Below are 18,088 nucleotides of genomic sequence, written 5' to 3'. Positions count from 1 at the left end.
ATTAGAATTGAAGATCAATACCGAATGTAAATACTCTACTCTTAGGATAAGCACCCCAGTCTAAACCTGGTGTCATAGGATTACTTCCTGCCGTACTAACTTCCGGATCATATCCACTGTATCCATTGATGCAGAATAGATTCTGTCCACTGGCGTAAACACGTAATTTAGATACATAAAATTTCTTAGTCCATTTATGCGGTAACGTGTATCCGAGAGTAACATTCTTCAAACGTAAGAAGGAACCATCTTCTACAAAACGAGAATATACATCATTTGTTATATAACCTTTAACCGAAGGTACTTTATTAGATGCATTTGTTTCACTCCAACGATCGGCTACTTCTGCCATCATGTTTCTACGGCCATTTCTAGTTTGTGTGGCATACAAACGTGTAGCATTATAGATGTCATTCCCATAATTGAACTGGAACATGAAACTTAAATCTATTCCTCTATAGTTGAATGTATTTGTAATACCACCATACCATTTAGGAAGTGCGTTACCTATTACTGTACGGTCTTCCGAAGTAATAATGCCATCACCATTCTGATCTTTATATTTTACAACGCCAGGACGTAAACCATCTGCATCAGTATAGCGAGTGTTATTTACTACTCCTTCCTTTAAAATATATTTAGGATTGTTCGCGTCTGTATATCCATCTATGTAAAAGTCAGAACTTTGGTAGATACCATCAAATTCATACCCGTAAATCAAGCCTAATGATGAACCCACAATAGCTATATAATCATCTTGTGTAAAGTTTCCGTCAAAACCGGAACGAGTTGTTTTATAATTAGCACCGGATTCTAATGACTTTAGTTCATTACGAATGAAGGAAATATTGAAATTGGTATTCCATGTGAATGATTTCGTCTGAATGTTAGTACTGCTAAGATTTAACTCTATACCACGGTTTTGTATTTTTCCAATATTTTGATATTGAGTACTATGTCCGGTGACATGTGCTAATTCTTGAGCTAACAGCAAATCTTTTGTATTTTTGATGAAGAAATCTGCTGTAAAGTTTAAACGGTTATCAAAGAAACCTAAGTCTACTCCTAAATTGACACTTGATGAACCTTCCCATTTCAAATCTTGATTCTTAATTTGTTTAGGAGTAAGTACAGTTACTAAACTGTTACCAACGCCATATCTGTTGTTTTGATACAAATCAAGTGAGAGATAATTAGAGATTCGGTCGTTACCAACGATACCCCATCCAAAGCGTACTTTGAAATTAGACACCCATTCGATATCTTTCATAAAGGCTTCTTCTGATACACGCCATGCAGCAGAGAATGAAGGGAAGAAACCCCATTTGTTTTTCTTTGAAAATACTGTAGAACCATCAGCACGTACTGTAGCTGTTAGTAAGTAGCGATTGTCATAGTTGTAATTACCACGTGCAAAGAAAGACAATAACTTTTTGTCGCCAAAGTCCGTAACGACTTTGCTTGGGGTAGCCCCCAGTCCTAAATTGTTATTACCTAAATAATCAACGGGAAAGTCCATTGCCTGTCCTAATAGATATTCGCTGCTACGGTAAGCAATTTCATGTCCTAGCATGATGTCATAGCTGTTTTTCTTGTTGATTTTTTGCTTCCATGTCAATTGGTTAGAATTTGTCCAACGCAAATCGCGTCCCATTTGAGTATCTCCATAAGGCTTTTGTCCATTACGGAATGCTTCCTTCGAACCGTCTTTATAGAATTTGTCTATACGATTGTTTGTTGTGTTATAAGTGGCTGCTGTTCTGAAAGTCAGTCCTTTAATAATCTCCCAGTTTAAGGAAACATTAGCTGACCACATTTCAGCTCTTTTTTTATTGGTTACAGATTCTGTTTGTCTTACAGGGTTTACTTGCGCTAAACTACTTCCATCTTCTAGCATTACTGGGTCGATTGCAGAAGCTAGTAATTCTTCATCTGTCAATTTAAGACCACCGGTAGGACGTGCACTTAAAATTTGTGCCAACATATTAAAACGTCCGCTGTCTGCTGTTGTTCCAACTCCTCTTCTATTTGTTTGTGCGTAGTTCATAGTTGCATCAAACGATAGTTTCTTGGTAAGTTTTTGTTTTAAACGAAACTTAGCTGTTGTTCTGTCAAATCCACTGTTGTTGAAAATACCGTTTTCATTGTAACGTGTGAACAAAAGAGAGTATGTGGTTTTTTCGTCTCCACCTGTGATTGAAAGGTTATGATCTTGTGACCAAGTAGGATTGAATGTTTCATCCTGCCAATCTACTCCGCTTTGACCGATATAATCTTCTAGTGATTGATAACGATATGGAATACCATCATCATCATTTCCCACTTTATAATATGTATCCGGATACTTCTCATTAATTTCCCCTTGTAATTTTACAAATTCATAAGGGTTGAGGAGGTCTAGCTTTTTAGTAATTTTACGATAGCTGGCAGAACCGTTATATGTAACTGTGGGTCTTCCGATTTTTCCTGATTTAGTAGTGATCATTACAACACCATTAGCTGCACGTGCACCATAAATAGCTGAAGAAGAAGCATCTTTCAAAAATTCCATAGACTCAATATCTGAGTTGGCAATATTATCAATATTATCTACTTCGAATCCATCTACAATGAGTAGAGGAGAAGCATCTCCGGTCATTGTACCGACACCACGAATATTGATATTGAAACCGGAACCAGGACCACCATCAGATTGAGTGATTTGTACACCGGCAATTTGACCTCCTAAAGCTCCAATGACAGAACTACTTTGGAAACCTGCAACATCTTTTGCTGCTACCGAGGCAACAGAACCAGTCAAGTCACTACGTTTCATAGAGCCGTAACCTACTACAACTACTTCGTCTAATGCTTGATTATCTGGTACCATTTTTATGTTTACTCTTTGCTGACCGGTATATTTCACTTCCTGTGTTTTATATCCGATATAGGAAACCACAATGATATTTCCTTTTTTGGCATTGATAGAATAATTACCATCAATATCAGTAATTGTTCCTCCACTATTTCCTTTTATTAAAACAGTTGCTCCAATTAACGGAAGATCAGTTTCATCTACAACTGTTCCTTTAACTAAATTCTGGGCATACAGACTAATTGACATGACCAGAGCCAAGAGGGTGATGAACCCTCTATGGCTAATTGTTTTGGTTATTATATTGTGCATAATTATTAGATTATTAGTTTTACTCTTCGTAATTTTCATCGAACCAGATGATTAGTGGTGTTGCTTTACCCCCACCGTTAACATTTCCTATTATACCATCAGTACAGAAAGTCATTTCTGCTGCCATAAATCCATTAGCGTATCCCTCGCTATCTTTCCACATATCTTTAATGATATTCACTGAATGTTCATGGTTTTTGTATTCTATAGTATTCGGATTGTAATTAATTACATAACCTAAGGATTGAGAACTATTATCTTTGTAGCCACTGTTTGTGAAAAATGCCATCGGTGGTTTGTTTGCATTATTTTTTTGTCCACAAGCTTCCCATAAATGAGCCATGAATGGTGAGATTTTACTTGGGTCGCTTTTGTCATAAGGTATGCCATTAGTATGATTGCCTCCAAAATTGTAGTAGTTGAAGTTTCTACGATATTCCAATAAGAACTTCTTACGTACATCACCTGAAAGTTCACTGTCAGGTTCTCCTTTAAGGATTATTTTAGGAGATGTTGATATTCCTCCTTTATGTGGATTAACGTGTAACACAAAGGGATAATATTCGATTTTGACATTATCTTGATTGTATTTTGTCCAATTGTTGAAATGGAAGAAAACAGGGACTTTAAGTTCTGTCTTATCATTCACTGTTGCAGTGATAATTCCGATATTGGATGTGGCTGCATCTCCTTTCCAACCAGAGAATGTAATTTCATTATTAGAAATATTCGCATTTACTGATGTAGAAAGTTTTTCGTATTTAAATGTAATCTTAGCATTAGGATAAGCATTGGTTTTTATAGTGAAAGTTTTATTCATATCATTTTCACTATTGAATCTAAATTGATTTTCGTATTGAATACCCAGTAATGCATTACCGTTTGTATCTAAATTATTACCACAATGAATGTATGTAATCCTATCTATATTTTGAGTTAGTTTGAAAGTTATATTGGCTTCTTTTTCATATTTTGAGTTAGCAACTTTGACTTTCATCGTATAAGAGTCTTTACCCTCATCATTTATCACTAATTTATTTCCCTCTTTCATAGTGATAGCGCCTGTCGTTGCATTAAATTCAATGTTTTTTTGTAACTCTGGTTCACATTCAATAAGTGTATATTTAATGTTTTCACCTCCACCTACTATAGTTGGCTCTATAGTGTATGATGGACCAAGTTCCATTCTTTCAATTGTATTTGTTTCATTTTCATAATAAAATTGATCAAATTTTGCGATAAATGCTACTGTTTTTAAAGAATAGGCATTTTCAATAACTGTTCCTATCTCTCCTTCTTCATTGTACATATTCCTTGCACATACACTAATCTTATAGGTTGTTCCTTTTTGTAATCCATGTCCAGCTTCTACATATAGTTTACCTGTATTTTCATTAATTTTGATAACTTCTTGTTCGATGGCAGGTTCGATTGTATAAATGCTAAATTTTAATCCATCTGTGGCTCCCTGATATGTTGGAAGTACCGATTCGAAAGTTGTTCCTTCTGGCGTAGCTGTACTTTCTTCTTCTAATTCTCCTTCTGCGGGATCATAGAAGAAATTAAGTGGTTTAGATGTTACTTTAATGTTAATACTATTTTTCTCATCCAACAAATATTCATTTGTACGGGTTGATAATAGAATACTAACCGCATATAAAGCACCTGGTTCTAAGATTTTTGATTTTTCATCTTGTACAATAGTGAATTCTCCTTCTTGAGAGATACTGAAACATTCTTTAATACCTTCTGTTGTTACTAATTCGTAAACAGGTTCTTCTGTATTCTCATTGGTGATTTTGAATACATCAGAAACTGTGTATGAACTGATGGAGATATGTTCTTCACCAGTTGTTGTTATTTGGGCTATAGGCATATCAATTTCACTATTTTTATTGATGATATCTCCGTAATCAGCCTGTATTAATTTAGGAGTGACTATTACGCTTTTGGGAGCGGATGCTAATAATTTAACAATTACAATATCTTTATATTCATATCGAGTCCCTCCGGATATGCAAGAGATGGAAATTTTGTAGCGTCCTTTAGCTGCATTTTCTGTGTTTTGCACAGAAATTACTCCAGTTTCAGAATCAATCTGAAAACAATTTCCTGTATACACTTCATTGTTAAGTGTGATACCGGTAATTGTAAAATCAGAAGGGGCACTACCTTTATATGTAGGTTTACTGATTGTTCCAGTCATAGATGGAGCTATGTTGGTCAATCCTGTATAATAAAGTGCGAAGTTGGACGAGTCTGTTGTTTCTGTATCAGAACAAGAAGCATAGAACAGTGGTGAAACTGTAACTATTAGAATCGCCAAAAAACTAAATGTTAATTTTCTTAGACTCATTTTATATCAGTATTAGTTATTATTATAGGTTGATTATTTAGTGTATCCTAATTCATATGTCTGACTATTTACCGTAACCTCTAATTTTATAGCATCTTCAATAGATTCCTCAATATCTGTGAATTTAGCTGAGATGTCAGGTGTTTCGTTTGAAATGGGATATATAACGGTTATATAACGTACTGGTCTATCCGCTTCTTTTTCCATAACGAGTGAATAGGCTTTACGGGCAAGGAATATCCCTTTGGTATCGTAAGAAATATATCCCTTAACTTCATTCTGTGTGATATCTGCATTTCCAAAACTACGTATGAATAAGTTGTTATTATCATCGAATGTTGTATGTGCTCCGTAGTTATCTGTATCTAAGGAAACAGATTCTTCCGTTTTATCATCACAGAGGTGGAAATATAGTTTGCTGAATCCAGTTGCTGTTCCTATACCTTCATCTACTATTACAAAGAATGGCTTTTCTTTGGGTGTGACAAAGAAGATAGAACGTCTATGAGTAAAGTTATCGTATCCTTGATTTTCAGTAGCAATAAACTGATATTGATTAGTTTCACCTTTACGAATTAATTTGCCTAAGGTGTTTTTTATATCTTCATCTCCATATCTTTTTGCATTAGGTTCATCATTGTCTTCTGCTTCTTCATTGCTTAGAATCATTGTGTTATGCGATTTTGTTTGACGGAACCAACTGCGAATATTATTAGGAGTTCCAGTACCTACATAAGAAGATACTCCGGAATCAGGGAAAAAGTTACGCCCATTATGATATAATTCAAATGTTCCGTTATCCGGTTGATTGTGACTCCATATATCCATCTTTTCATTTGAATAGTTATTACTATGTATTAGCATAGTTGAAGTTTTATCCCATCCATTTCGTAGAATATAGTGTCCGGAGTTCTCGAAAACTTTTATTCCTGCGCTTGGTGCATGTCCTTGTCCACCACGGGTTGCCATCCACGCTAATTCTTGATTATTGGGGAACATTTCAGCGTATTTCTTAAAGTTTTTCTCTAATACACTTTCTGTTTTCATCCACGAATCATTGAATGCCGATGTGCAATAGTCATTACTGCTTGCCTCAAAATAATTGGGATAGGTAAAATGCATAACTATTTCAGTTGCTTTCTCTAAAATTTGGTCAAGTTTAGAAGTGAGTAGGTTTTCCGGTAGATGATTCTCCTGGATAAGTCTTTTAAGGTTATAAAGTTCGTCTAATATACCTATATGGTAATGCAAAGAAAGGTCACTAAGCATTCCATCCGGTAAGAATTGTTTTTCAAGTTGCTCATTAATGATTCTACAACCTTCTGCTTGCCATTGAGGAGCATCCTTAAATTCAGGAAATAAAGTTCCGGCAAATACCATTGAGATTATTTGGCTAAATAGAATATTGTTTTCATCTTTATAGCGATTTTTTAGTAAAAAATCGGCATGTTCTGAGAAGTGAACTAAAAAGAAAGAAAGCCATTGGGGTGTGAAATTGGATGAAAACTTGAAATATTCAAATGCTTGTGCTTGCCCCATTAGACGTGTGGATACTTGTAATTGCCACCATGCAAATTCATCTACAACGGTTTCTGTTTTTGGGAATTTGGATACCCAATCTGAATATACATCTTTCCATCCCAACATATATGCTTCATCTTGGGTTTTTTGATATGCCATAGCCTGAAATGGAATCCAATTGTGTCGATGCAACTGCTTGCGATATTCGTTATCAGCACCTGTAGGAATAAATTCCCAATTGATCTCTTTTCCTGACTTTAAGCTATAGGGAACTTTTTCTTGACCATTCCCAAGATTTTTTTCTTCTACATAATTATCATTAACATAAAAACGATAATTATTTTCTGCTAATGCTAATTCTGCATATCTTGCTTGCTTTGTTGTAATAGAGTTTAAGGATACATAAGGGTTAATGATGCCAATTCTACCTCTATAATATTCGAGTAGAGCTTTGGATGCAGAGTAATAGTTACCAGTTTCATACCAATTTTTTACTTGCTCCAAGCCAGGATAATCTAAATTGATAACTTCAAATAAACGTTGATCAATTTCTTCGTTAGGGAAACTAGTTTCCTCCTCGGCAGAATCTTTTCCACTGTTTTTGTAGAGTTCGTCGTCATCTGTGCATCCTGTAAATGCAATCAGTGAGAACACGCAAATAAAGAAGATGTTCTTCATACTTTATTAGGTTTTAATTATTAAAAGTTATATTTTACTGTTTGCAAATGTAATCTCTTTATATATAACGATTAGCCGAAGTTGTTCAGGCTTTGTTCAAAAATGTTTTTTTGATATTAGTTTTGTTGAATCATATACTATTTATGTCCAAAAAAACTGTTTATGACTTGAAAATAGGTCTTTTGTATGTCATAATGTAACCTTCTCGTACATATATAGAGGAAGGCTTTTGTACATTTTTAGGTGTTGGTTTGGATGTTTTTTAGTCCAAAATGATTTTTGGAAACAGGTGGAATAGGAGAGATTATGAAGTCCGGAATCTTTCCTTGGGGATAGATCAACACCTCTTCTCCTTTCTTTAAATCAATTTGATATGTGCCGTTGGTGGTGGCTTGTACAGTAAACGTCCGTTTCCCTTTGAATATGGGATTAACGATGTCGGTAGTTACGATACATGGTTCTCCTGCAAGACTTTTGATGTGGACAAACAGTGTTTTCCCATCCTTTCTGTTGGCAGATACTTTGAATGCTCCTTCTGTGCGTAAACCGGAGAAGCAGACATCCTTCCAAACGTCCGGCAGTGCAGGGAAAATACGGAGTTTCCCTCCCCAACTTTGTATTAACATATCATGTATACATTGTGCACCTGATAGTGGCGTCTCGATAACCGGGCCGCTTTCTTTATACATAGTGGTCGAACTAAGGAACTTGCCAAATAATTTATTTAGATAGGATAGAGCCTCGTTTCCTTTTCCAATAGCGGAAGATATAGAGGATGCACCTGTACATGAGTAACCTAAAAGAGCTTTCGGCTTACTTTGCCAAAAGGCTAATGATTTCTCTATAAGTTGGGTATTGTTTGGTTCCTCCTTATTAATAAGGTATAAAGGATAGATGGAAAGTAGGTGTGAATAATGCCTGTGGGAGAAAGCATAAGGTGTGTCTTTTCCAATAAGTAACCCATTTTCATCCATCGGATACGGAGTGAGATTATCTAATACATCTTTCCAGGTTGAAATTAGTGGATCTTGAATCTGCAATCGCTGTGCTGACTCCAATAAGGTCTGACAACCCCAATATAATAATGCAAGGTCAAAGTTACAGTCTTCCGTTACACCATATTCGGGAGAATAAGTTTCAGGTAGATGATATTTGCCGTCTTCTCCTTTTTTGATAAAATGAAGATAGTAATTGATAGCCCCTTTTAATAACGGGAACAATTTATTACGCAAAACTTCATCATCCATTTTATGACGATAAATAAGCCAAAGATTATGGCAGGCCCAAGGAAGAAGTCCCACTTGCGCTTTTCCTTTACCGGGAATTCCTACAGTGGTCGTCATGCATTCCAGATTTGAAGCAACACCTATGCCCAATGAGTTGTGACGATATGCGGCAGGTATGTTCAAGCGTAGTTGGTCAATGTGATTATAGAGTGCATTCTCTAGGGATGCGGCTAAATCCAAATGGTCGGAAGCATTCAGTGCCCAGTAGGTGAGTTGCACGTTGAGGTTCCACCAAGCATTTGGCCACGGTGTTTCAGATAACCACGGACCGGTGTTATCTATTAATGCCCGGTCGCCACGAGTAGCTGAGGCTAGTTTATACATTTGAATCCAGTAGAAATTTTCTTTCTTTGCATCCGGTAAGCTGATGAAACTAGCGGGATAATAAGAGTTCCACCATTGCCGATGAGCGTTTTGAAGTGCTGCATAACCTTTACGTATAGCTTGGCGTATTTCTGCTTTACAAATCTTCTTTGAAGTACTTTGTGGATAAGTGTGTGTAAGATTTATCCATAAGATTCTTTCTTGTGGAGACGTCTTTGTCTCTTGCCATCCTACGGTTGTTTCTCCTCCTGCCAATAATTCTTGTATAGATAAGTTTATCTCATTTTCTTTGCTGTTAGTAGGGGAAGGATTGAGTTTGTAACCTTCGGGGATCTTATTCGTTTTTCCTTGCCTTTTGAATAATAGATAACGCGGGCTGTTAGCTTCAGCAGCTATCCATTCCCATCGAAAGTCATGTTCGTCTCCTTCGGTAGTTGCTTTAACTACGATGATCATATCATCAGCATGAACGAGAGTTTGTAGATGGATAATTCCTTTCGTAGTGGTGATTTCGGTTGAAGCCTCTGCGTTCCAAAGATCAAGACGCATCTTGCCGCTGATTATTTCTCCTTTAGGGTGTAAAGCAAAATGCCCGGTAAGTAGTCGGGGAATTCCAAATACATCTCTTTTTGCACGATGATCGTGTACATCACAGTTTCCTGTTTCCAGGCGTATATAGTTTTTATCCGGTTCTTTGTAGATCATTAGTCCCAACCTGCCGTTACCTAGATAGGCTGAGTCGTACCAATATTCCGGTAATCTTTCCCATATCATATCCTGCTGACTCATAAATTGAGGCCAATTTATATTCTGCTTGATATCCATAGAATAAACATCCGCACTACAAAGGCAGATTAAAAGCAGAAGGATATAGCTATAGTATCTGTGTTGAATATTCATAGTGCCATTTTTGTGTTTTATAAGGTTAACGAGAGATTTACAGGTTGCTAACAAAAATAGGAATAAAAATAATAAATTCCAACTAATTGTTTGAATATATTTTTGCATAACTTTTAGTGTTTGAGTTGAAAGCTTAGTGGATATACCTGATTACCGATAGTCACCTCAATAGAAACATGGTTTGAGTTTGACGGGTCATCAGTAAATTTTGCACTGATCTTTTGATTGGAAACCTTACTGACCGGATATAGTATGGTAATGTATCGCACGGGGATACTTCTTTGTTTCTTCATAACAAGTGAATAGGCTTTTCTTGTTGAGTATTTTCTGTCGGTCTGATAAGATATCCGTCCATCAAAAGGCTTTAGGGTGATGGCCTGATTTCCAAAGCTTCGGATTAATAAGTTATTGTTTTCAAAGGTAGTATGTGCGCCTGCCTCTTGACTGTCCAGAATAACATTATTTACAGATGTTTCATCGCAAAGATGGAAATATAATTTTGCATAACCGGTTGCTGTGCCAAATCCTTCATCTACCAGTACGAAAAATTCGGTCGGTTGTTTTATATAAAAAACAGCACGGCGGTGTTTGAAATCATTGTATCCTTGATTTTCGGTAACTATGAGTTGTCGGTCGGCATTTTCTTCTTTTAGTAGTAGCTTGCCTTCTGCCTTGCTGATATTTTCGGCACCGATATCTTCATGATCTTCAGATTTTCCCAGTACCATTGTATTGTGCGCTTTGGTTTGCCGAAACCATCTGCGTAGTTTCATTACTTCTGCATCATCCTCTTTCATATATGAACATACTCCGGAGTCCGGAAAGAAATTACGACCGTTATGATATAACTCGAATGTTCCGTTATCAAGTTGGTTATGGCTTGAGTCTTGTAACTTGGAAGATATGTTATTGCTAAGTATCAGCATTGTAGACTCTGGTGTCCAACCGTTGCGCAATACATAAAATCCGGAATCTTCGAATGTTTTGATTCTGCTGTCGGGAAGAGTGCCTTCATTACCATACGTTTGCATATACTTTAATTCAGAATCTTCCGGAAACATTGCCGCATACTTCACAAAGTTTTTGTTTAATACACTGCGTGTTTTTATCCATGAATCATTGAATGCGGGACTGCACTGTTTGCTTCCTTTCTCAAAATAACTTGGGTATGTGAAGTGCATGACAACTTTGGTGGCTTTCAAAAGTGTTTCATCGAGCTGCGGTGAGAGCAGATTGTCCGGCAATTTATTCAGTTGGATAAGCCGTTTGAGATCATAAAGTCCGTCTACTATGCCTATATGATAATGAAGAGAGAGATCGTTAGTCATTCCATCTTCCAAAAATAACTTTGTAGTTTGATCATTTATAATCTCACATCCTGTTTTCTGCCATTGTGGGGCATTCTTAAGTTCTGGAAACAATGTTCCGGCAAATACCAATGCTACTGCCTGGCTTAGTAGAATATTGTTTTCTCCGGAATATTTGTACATGGATAGATAATCGGCATGTTCAGCAAAATGTATGAGGAAAAAGGAAAGCCATTCCGGAGTGAAATGAGGGGAGGATTTGAAATACTCGAAAGATTCTGTTTGCCCCATAATACGTGTGGACATTTGGAGCTGGTGCCATTGGAATTTGTCCGGCTTCCCATTCGGCTTTGGATTTTTGAGTATCCAATCTGTATATACTTCTTTCCATGAAAGCATATATTTTTCATTCTTGGATTTTTGATAGGCTTTGCCCTGCATCGGTATCCAATTATGGCGATGTAACTGCTTTTGATATTCATTATCAGCACCTTCGGGAGCAAATTGCCAATTAATCATTTGGTCGTTACTTTTCAGTGAATATGGAATTTTCCGATCTTTGTCTTCCAAGTAATTGTCATTGACGTAAAAACGATATTCGTCTATGGCATAATCGGCATAACCTTGCTCCGTGTCATTAAGAGTAGCAGTCAGATTGGGGTTTTCAATGGCCGTTCTGCTTCTGTAGTAGGTAAGTAACTTTTGCATTGCTGCATCATTCTCACCGCTTTTATATAAAGATTTTATTTCTTCTAATCCCGGATAATCAAGATTGAGAATATCAAATAAATGTTCTCCGGTCTCTTCCTGAGGAGGGGTTGGCTCGTCTTTTGGAGGAAGATTATTATTGTTTTCCTGAATGTCGTTGTCAGTGCACGCTATAAACGTGGCGATAAGAAATAACAATATGTGGATACCTAATTTATTACCGAAGCTCATAGTATTAATTATTAGTTTACGCAATTTCTGAGTACTGATTTATTTCTCTGCAAATATATGGAGTAAAGTAGCCTGATTATGGATAATTTTATTGAATAGTATTTCAATTTTGTGCAATGTTCCTGTTTGATACGTGGAAAAGGCCGTAGCATTTTGTAGAATTGTGCTGTAGTATTAATAATCTCGCCTACTTATATTATGCAAAACATCTTGGTCTTTTGATAAGTTCGTCTAATAGAGTTAATGAGTTGGACTTGAGTAATCGACTGGTTGCTGTTGTGTAACCACATGGAAAGACAAGTGTAACTTATCGGTTACACAACTGTAATGCATTAAAGAAAAAATGCACTTTTCTCTTGGAAAAAAGCGAAAACATCCTGTTGTTTTTTGTAAACTTATTTTATTTTACCCCTATTTGGGGACTTAAACCTTTGATAATGAGGATTGCAACATTTTTGTATTTCCCCCTATAATACTTAGAATAACTACAAAAATGTCACAGGCGATGAAAGAGAGGTTCATATTGCTGTTTTACAATAAAAATTCTTCTATATTCTCCGAAGTAATTACTGTAAAAGTAGCTCCCGGATAATTCTCAGAAAATGCTCTTGGAAATTTGGCAGAACGTTTGGGATTCCACTTGAATTCATAAGTCATTAACTTTCCATCTCCTTCTTCTATCAAGTCTATTTCCTGCATGGCAGTTGTACGCCAAAACCATGTGTTATGCCATAAATGGTGGTATTGAAGATATTTGATTCGTTCTGAAACAAGGAAATTCTCAAATAAAGCTCCTATATCTGAACGGGTTTCCGCTAACGAAAAGTTGGCGATTACAGCGTTACGTATTCCATTATCATAGAAATATATTTTTCGGCTGCTTTTTAGTTCATTTCTGAGATTACGGCTGAATGAACCTAAACGGAAGATTATATATGATTGTTCGAGCAATATAACATAGCGTTCTACTGTTTTCGGATCAAGATCACATAATTGTCCTAATTCATTATAAGAGACTTCAGAGCCTATTTGAAAAGCCAGTGCTTGAAGGAGTTTTACAATCTTGTCTGCCTTTTTGATGTGTTCCCAATCTAAAATATCTTTATATAGGTAGCTGTCTGATAGTAACTTCAGAATTTCACTTTCCGAACCGGGATGTGTAACTACATCCGGATAATAGCCAAAAACCAAGCGGTGTGGTAACAGACGTTTTTCATCCAGTAAACCATGATGATTGACCATTTCTTGAAAAGAAAGAGGGTACATTTTATATTCCCATTTTCTTCCGGTAAGAGGCTCATTTACTTTATTGGCTAAGTCGAACGAGGAACTTCCTGTGGCAATCAATTGTATTCCATTTATTTGGTCGGTGATTAGTTTTAAGCGTAATCCTATATTTTCGATACGTTGTGCTTCATCAATGATGATAATTTTCTTTTTTCGAGCATTTTTTCTTTAAATCCAAAAATATTATGATTTTTATGGAATGAAATCCGTAAAAAGCATAATATTTTTGGATTTGGACTTATCCTTTTGTCCTCTTAATATATTCTGTCGGCAGGTATCCAAAATATTTCTTGAAACTTGTAGCAAAGTAAGACGGGGTATTGAATCCCACCATTGTACTGACTTCCGCTACGGTATAACGTCCGTCTTTCAGTAGTTTGGCAGCTTCGTTGAAACGAATCTTACGTATAAAGTCGATCGTGGATTCACCGGTAATCGCTTTCAGTTTCAAGTGCAGGTTGGAGCGGCTCATGTTCATTTCTCTGGCAAACTCATCGGTGGAGAACTCGATATTGTCCATATTCTTTTCTACAATACTTACGGCACGTTTAAGCAAAGCCTCGTCCATGGCATTAAACGTGATCTTTTCGGGTTCTACTTCCAAAGACTTGGAATACCGTTCGAGCATACGTCTGCGTGTACGCATCATATTTTGTATCTTCGTGGTCAGGATCGAAAGAGAGAAAGGTTTGGGGATGTAGTCGTCCGCACCCATTTGCAGACCTTCCATCTGGTCTTTTATTTCGCTTTTGGCTGATAACATAATTACCGGAATGTGACAGGTCGGAATGTTCTGTTTCACATTTTTGCATAACTTGATACCATCCATAACAGGCATCATCACATCAGTCACGATAATATCTACCTCATTTCCTTTCAGTTTCTCCAATGCTTCTTCACCATTTCCTGCCTCTAATATATTGAACAGTTCGGCAAGCCCGCTACTTAGATAGTGCCGGATTTCATTGTTGTCTTCTACGATGAGAATGGTTCCTCGCTTTTTGTCACCGGATTCTATAGCTTCATTCTCCACCTTTTCCGTGTCGATGAAATACATTTCTTTGGAATTGGTGGAATATACCTGTTCCTCCTCGCTCTTCTTGCCGTTAGCAGCCAGTTCGGAGGGCTTGTAGATACTTATATCCTGTGGCAGATAGACGGAGAACGTACTTCCTTTTCCTTCTTCGCTATCCAGTTCGATATGCCCGTGATGTAGTTCGACCAGACGTTGTATCAATGAAAGTCCGATACCACTTCCTACATGTTCACTTTCGATCTGGTAGAAACGCTCGAATATTTTTCCTTGTTTATTGATAGGAATACCTATACCGGTATCACTGACTTGCAACACCAGATAATTATTTTCTTCCTTCAACGTGACAGTAATGCTTTGGCCGCTTTCTGTATATTTGAAAGCATTCGAAAGCAGGTTGTTTACTATCAATTCCAGATAATTAGGATCAAAAAGTACCTCTTTATCTTCCAGATCGGAATGGAGAGTATAAGTTATCTTTTTGTGGCGTGCCAGTTTATCATAAAACAAGAAATTTTCTTGTATCAGTTGGTAAGCGTTCGCTTTCTTGGCTTTCAATTCGAATACTCCGAGTTCGGCACGGCGATAATCCATCAACTGATTGACAAGGTGTAGCAGACGATTAGCGTTTCGTTGGATATATTCCAATTGGTTTCGTGTCCAACGATCGCTTATCTTATTGATGATATCCTGCAGAGGAGCCAGGATAAGAGTCAATGGGGTACGAAGTTCATGGGAGATATTGATGAAGAAACGCATTTTCATCTGGTTGATTTCCTCCTGATGTTCTTTGTCCCTGCGTTCTATTTCCAGTTCAGCTTCCATGCTTTTGCGCATCCAGAAGAAACGGAAAACGAAAGTGATGAAGCCGATAAAAGTGGCTAGGAAAAGAAGAATAGCCCACCATGTTTTATACCATATCGGAAGTACGATAATCTCGAGTACAGTTGGGATAGTGTTCCATTTACCGTCACTATTGGCGGCTTTTACCATGAAATGATAAGTCCCTTGTGGTAGATTAGAGTAGGAAACACTACGTTTGTCTGTTAGATAATACCATTCTTTATCGTATCCTTCCAGCTTGTAAGCGAAAGTATTATGTTGTCCTGAAATATAATTGGATACGACGAACTCAATGGTGAAAGCTGTTTGCCAGGATTTCAGTGTGATACTTTCAGTTTCACTGATGTTTTTAGTCAATATGCCTGTTTCATCGTCCGGGCGGACCGTTTTATTAAATAGCTGTAGCTTGGTTATTACTACCGGTGGAGTGTATGGATTGTCCAGCAACAATTCCGGACGGAAAGTAGTGATACCATTGATACCACCAAAGTACATTTGCCCGTTGGAAGTGCGGCAGTAGGAGGAAGAGTTGAATTGATTACTTTGTAATCCATCCGATTCTGTAAAGTTACGGAACTTTTCCGTTTCCGGATTGAAACAGGAAATACCACGATTGGTACTCAGCCAAAGTCGTCCGAAAGTATCTTCCAGTATGCCGTAGACCACATTATTGGGCAGTCCATTAATTGTAGTGTATCGTTTGATTGTTTTTTCTTCCTCATTAAAGCAATAGACTCCTTCACGTGTGCCTATCCAAATAATACCATTGGAAGCCTCGTAAATGCAATTGGTAAATAACTTTGTAACTGATGATTCAGGTAGTATCGTAACTTCTTGTATTTCCGGTCCTTCCTGTTGAAAGACTGATATACCCTCTTCGCCGCCAATCCAAAGTCGTTTGTGGGAATCCCTGAATAAGAGTGTGATTCGTTGAGGAGTGAAAGGCGTGCCGTCTTTCTCTTTTTCTATGGTTGTAAAACTGCGTTCTTTCGGATTGAAACGGACTAAAGCGCTGAGTGTTCCCAATAAGAGATTACCGTCTTTGTCGGGAAGGATGGCATATACATTCTCATTGACAAGCTCGCTGTTCAGCTGATTGAAACTTTCCATCCGTCCACTGTTACGGTGGAGGACGTTCAATCCTCCGGCGTGTGTACCTATATATACCAATGATTTTTCTTCATCCACATATACAGCTTTGATATTGTTGGAACCGATACCGATTTCACGCTCGTTTTCTTGCAAGGCGTAATGGGTGAAATGTTGTGTCTTGGTGTTGTATAGATTCAATCCGCCGTCATTGGTTCCTATCCACAGATTCTTGTCCTTGTCTTCTACAATACAGCTTACTACATTGTCACTCAACGAGTTCTTATATGGGATGCGCTGTATATTCTTGAATCGGTTTCGGATGGGATGGTAATAGTTGAGACCGCCAAAATAGGTGCCAAGCCACATTCCTCCCTGTGAATCCATAAAAATACTTCGGACGGAACGTTGCGAAAGGCTGCCGCTTTCTACCGGACTACTGCTATATGAGACGAACGAGTCACTGGCTTCGTGATAAATATTCAAATCATTGAAAGTTCCTATCCATAGACGGTTTTGTGAATCCAATGCCAGAGAACGTATGTAATTGGAACTTATACTTTTCGGATCGGAGGAGGAATGGAGGTATGTCTTTAGTTCTTTAGTTTTCGGATTGAGCAATAATAAGCCTGCCCCTTCGGTAGCTATCCATATTCGGGTGGGAGATTGCTGTAAAATAGCCTGAATCCGCTTGGTATCCAATATAGGAGTCACTTTCTCCAGATTTTTTTGAGTGACGGAATAACTGTAAAGCCCGTCTTCCATCGTACCGATATAGATTATGTCGCCATGCCGGTAAAGAGCGGAAGCTATGATTTTGTGCATGGCAGTGCTGAAAGCATCTTCTACAAACTTGGATTCTTTGCTGTCGAACATGATCAGACCTTCCTGTGTGCTTACCAACAATTGCTCAGGAGAGATTTCTGCGATGCCGTTGACCTGTTGCCGTTTGCCTTTTTTTTCATAGAAAAAGTTCTTGAATTGGTCTTTTTCTTCATCATAATAAGATAGACCGTCTCGTGTTCCTATCCAAACCCGTCCCTGACTATCGGTCTTGACAATTCTTGAAATGTCATTGGCAATGCTGTTAGGATCATCTTCATTGTGTTGATAAACCGTGAATGCGTATCCATCATATTTGTTTACCCCATCATAAGTGGCAAACCACATATTGCCCCGTTTGTCCTGATCGATGGCGAATACAGTGCTTTGTGACAATCCTTCATTGATAGAGATGTAAGAAAAGTTGATAGGTTCCGGAATTTCCGAAAAAGCGGAATGGGTACCTAAACACAGAAATAGCAGGCAAATGACTATATTTTTAAGGTTGCTCATTATTAGGTCATAAGATTAATAATG

The 18,088-nt window shown here is 37.4% G+C and carries 6 protein-coding genes and 1 pseudogene; all 7 read right to left on the bottom strand.

What is annotated here, in order from left to right; genetic code table 11:
- Window position 1 precedes the first annotated feature (1 nt).
- Entirely contained in the window at window positions 2–3,166 is a 3,165-nt protein-coding gene (locus ACNOGP_RS19000) for a SusC/RagA family TonB-linked outer membrane protein (protein ID WP_418214781.1), read from the bottom strand.
- A 19-nt stretch (window positions 3,167–3,185) separates the two neighbouring features.
- On the bottom strand, window positions 3,186–5,522 hold the full coding sequence (locus ACNOGP_RS18995; protein WP_418213510.1) for a surface glycan-binding family protein: 2,337 nt from the start codon (window positions 5,520–5,522) through the stop codon (window positions 3,186–3,188).
- A gap of 33 nt (window positions 5,523–5,555) precedes the next feature.
- Window positions 5,556–7,721: a heparin-sulfate lyase HepC gene (gene hepC / locus ACNOGP_RS18990; RefSeq protein ID WP_418213509.1), complete on the bottom strand. Its 2,166-nt coding sequence runs from the start codon at window positions 7,719–7,721 to the stop codon at window positions 5,556–5,558.
- A gap of 239 nt (window positions 7,722–7,960) precedes the next feature.
- Window positions 7,961–10,231, bottom strand: coding sequence for a glycosyl hydrolase family 95 catalytic domain-containing protein (locus ACNOGP_RS18985; RefSeq protein WP_418213508.1), 2,271 nt, complete (start codon window positions 10,229–10,231; stop codon window positions 7,961–7,963).
- Window positions 10,232–10,344: 113 nt separating this feature from the next.
- Window positions 10,345–12,477 (bottom strand): heparin-sulfate lyase HepC, encoded by a 2,133-nt coding sequence (gene hepC / locus ACNOGP_RS18980; protein WP_418213507.1) that lies wholly within the window; start codon window positions 12,475–12,477, stop codon window positions 10,345–10,347.
- A gap of 531 nt (window positions 12,478–13,008) precedes the next feature.
- A pseudogene (locus ACNOGP_RS18975) lies at window positions 13,009–13,917 on the bottom strand (ATP-binding protein); the annotation flags it as partial.
- Between the two features lie 85 nt (window positions 13,918–14,002).
- On the bottom strand, window positions 14,003–18,064 hold the full coding sequence (locus ACNOGP_RS18970; protein WP_418213506.1) for a hybrid sensor histidine kinase/response regulator transcription factor: 4,062 nt from the start codon (window positions 18,062–18,064) through the stop codon (window positions 14,003–14,005).
- Window positions 18,065–18,088: the final 24 nt, after the last annotated feature.

Origin of the sequence: Bacteroides difficilis (assembly GCF_048319815.1) — a bacterium.
In the GTDB taxonomy this organism is placed as follows: domain Bacteria; phylum Bacteroidota; class Bacteroidia; order Bacteroidales; family Bacteroidaceae; genus Bacteroides; species Bacteroides zhangwenhongii.
Note: the sequence above shows the minus strand (reverse complement) of the source record. Positions and strands in the feature narration are given on the sequence as shown.

What these genes read in the sequence shown, in the direction of transcription:
- ACNOGP_RS19000 (WP_418214781.1), bottom strand. Translation starts at nt 3,166, where the DNA reads ATGCACAATATAATAACCAAAACAATTAGCCATAGAGGGTTCATCACC.
- ACNOGP_RS18995 (WP_418213510.1), bottom strand. Translation starts at nt 5,522, where the DNA reads ATGAGTCTAAGAAAATTAACATTTAGTTTTTTGGCGATTCTAATAGTT.
- hepC (WP_418213509.1), bottom strand. Translation starts at nt 7,721, where the DNA reads ATGAAGAACATCTTCTTTATTTGCGTGTTCTCACTGATTGCATTTACA.
- ACNOGP_RS18985 (WP_418213508.1), bottom strand. Translation starts at nt 10,231, where the DNA reads ATGAATATTCAACACAGATACTATAGCTATATCCTTCTGCTTTTAATC.
- hepC (WP_418213507.1), bottom strand. Translation starts at nt 12,477, where the DNA reads ATGAGCTTCGGTAATAAATTAGGTATCCACATATTGTTATTTCTTATC.
- ACNOGP_RS18970 (WP_418213506.1), bottom strand. Translation starts at nt 18,064, where the DNA reads ATGAGCAACCTTAAAAATATAGTCATTTGCCTGCTATTTCTGTGTTTA.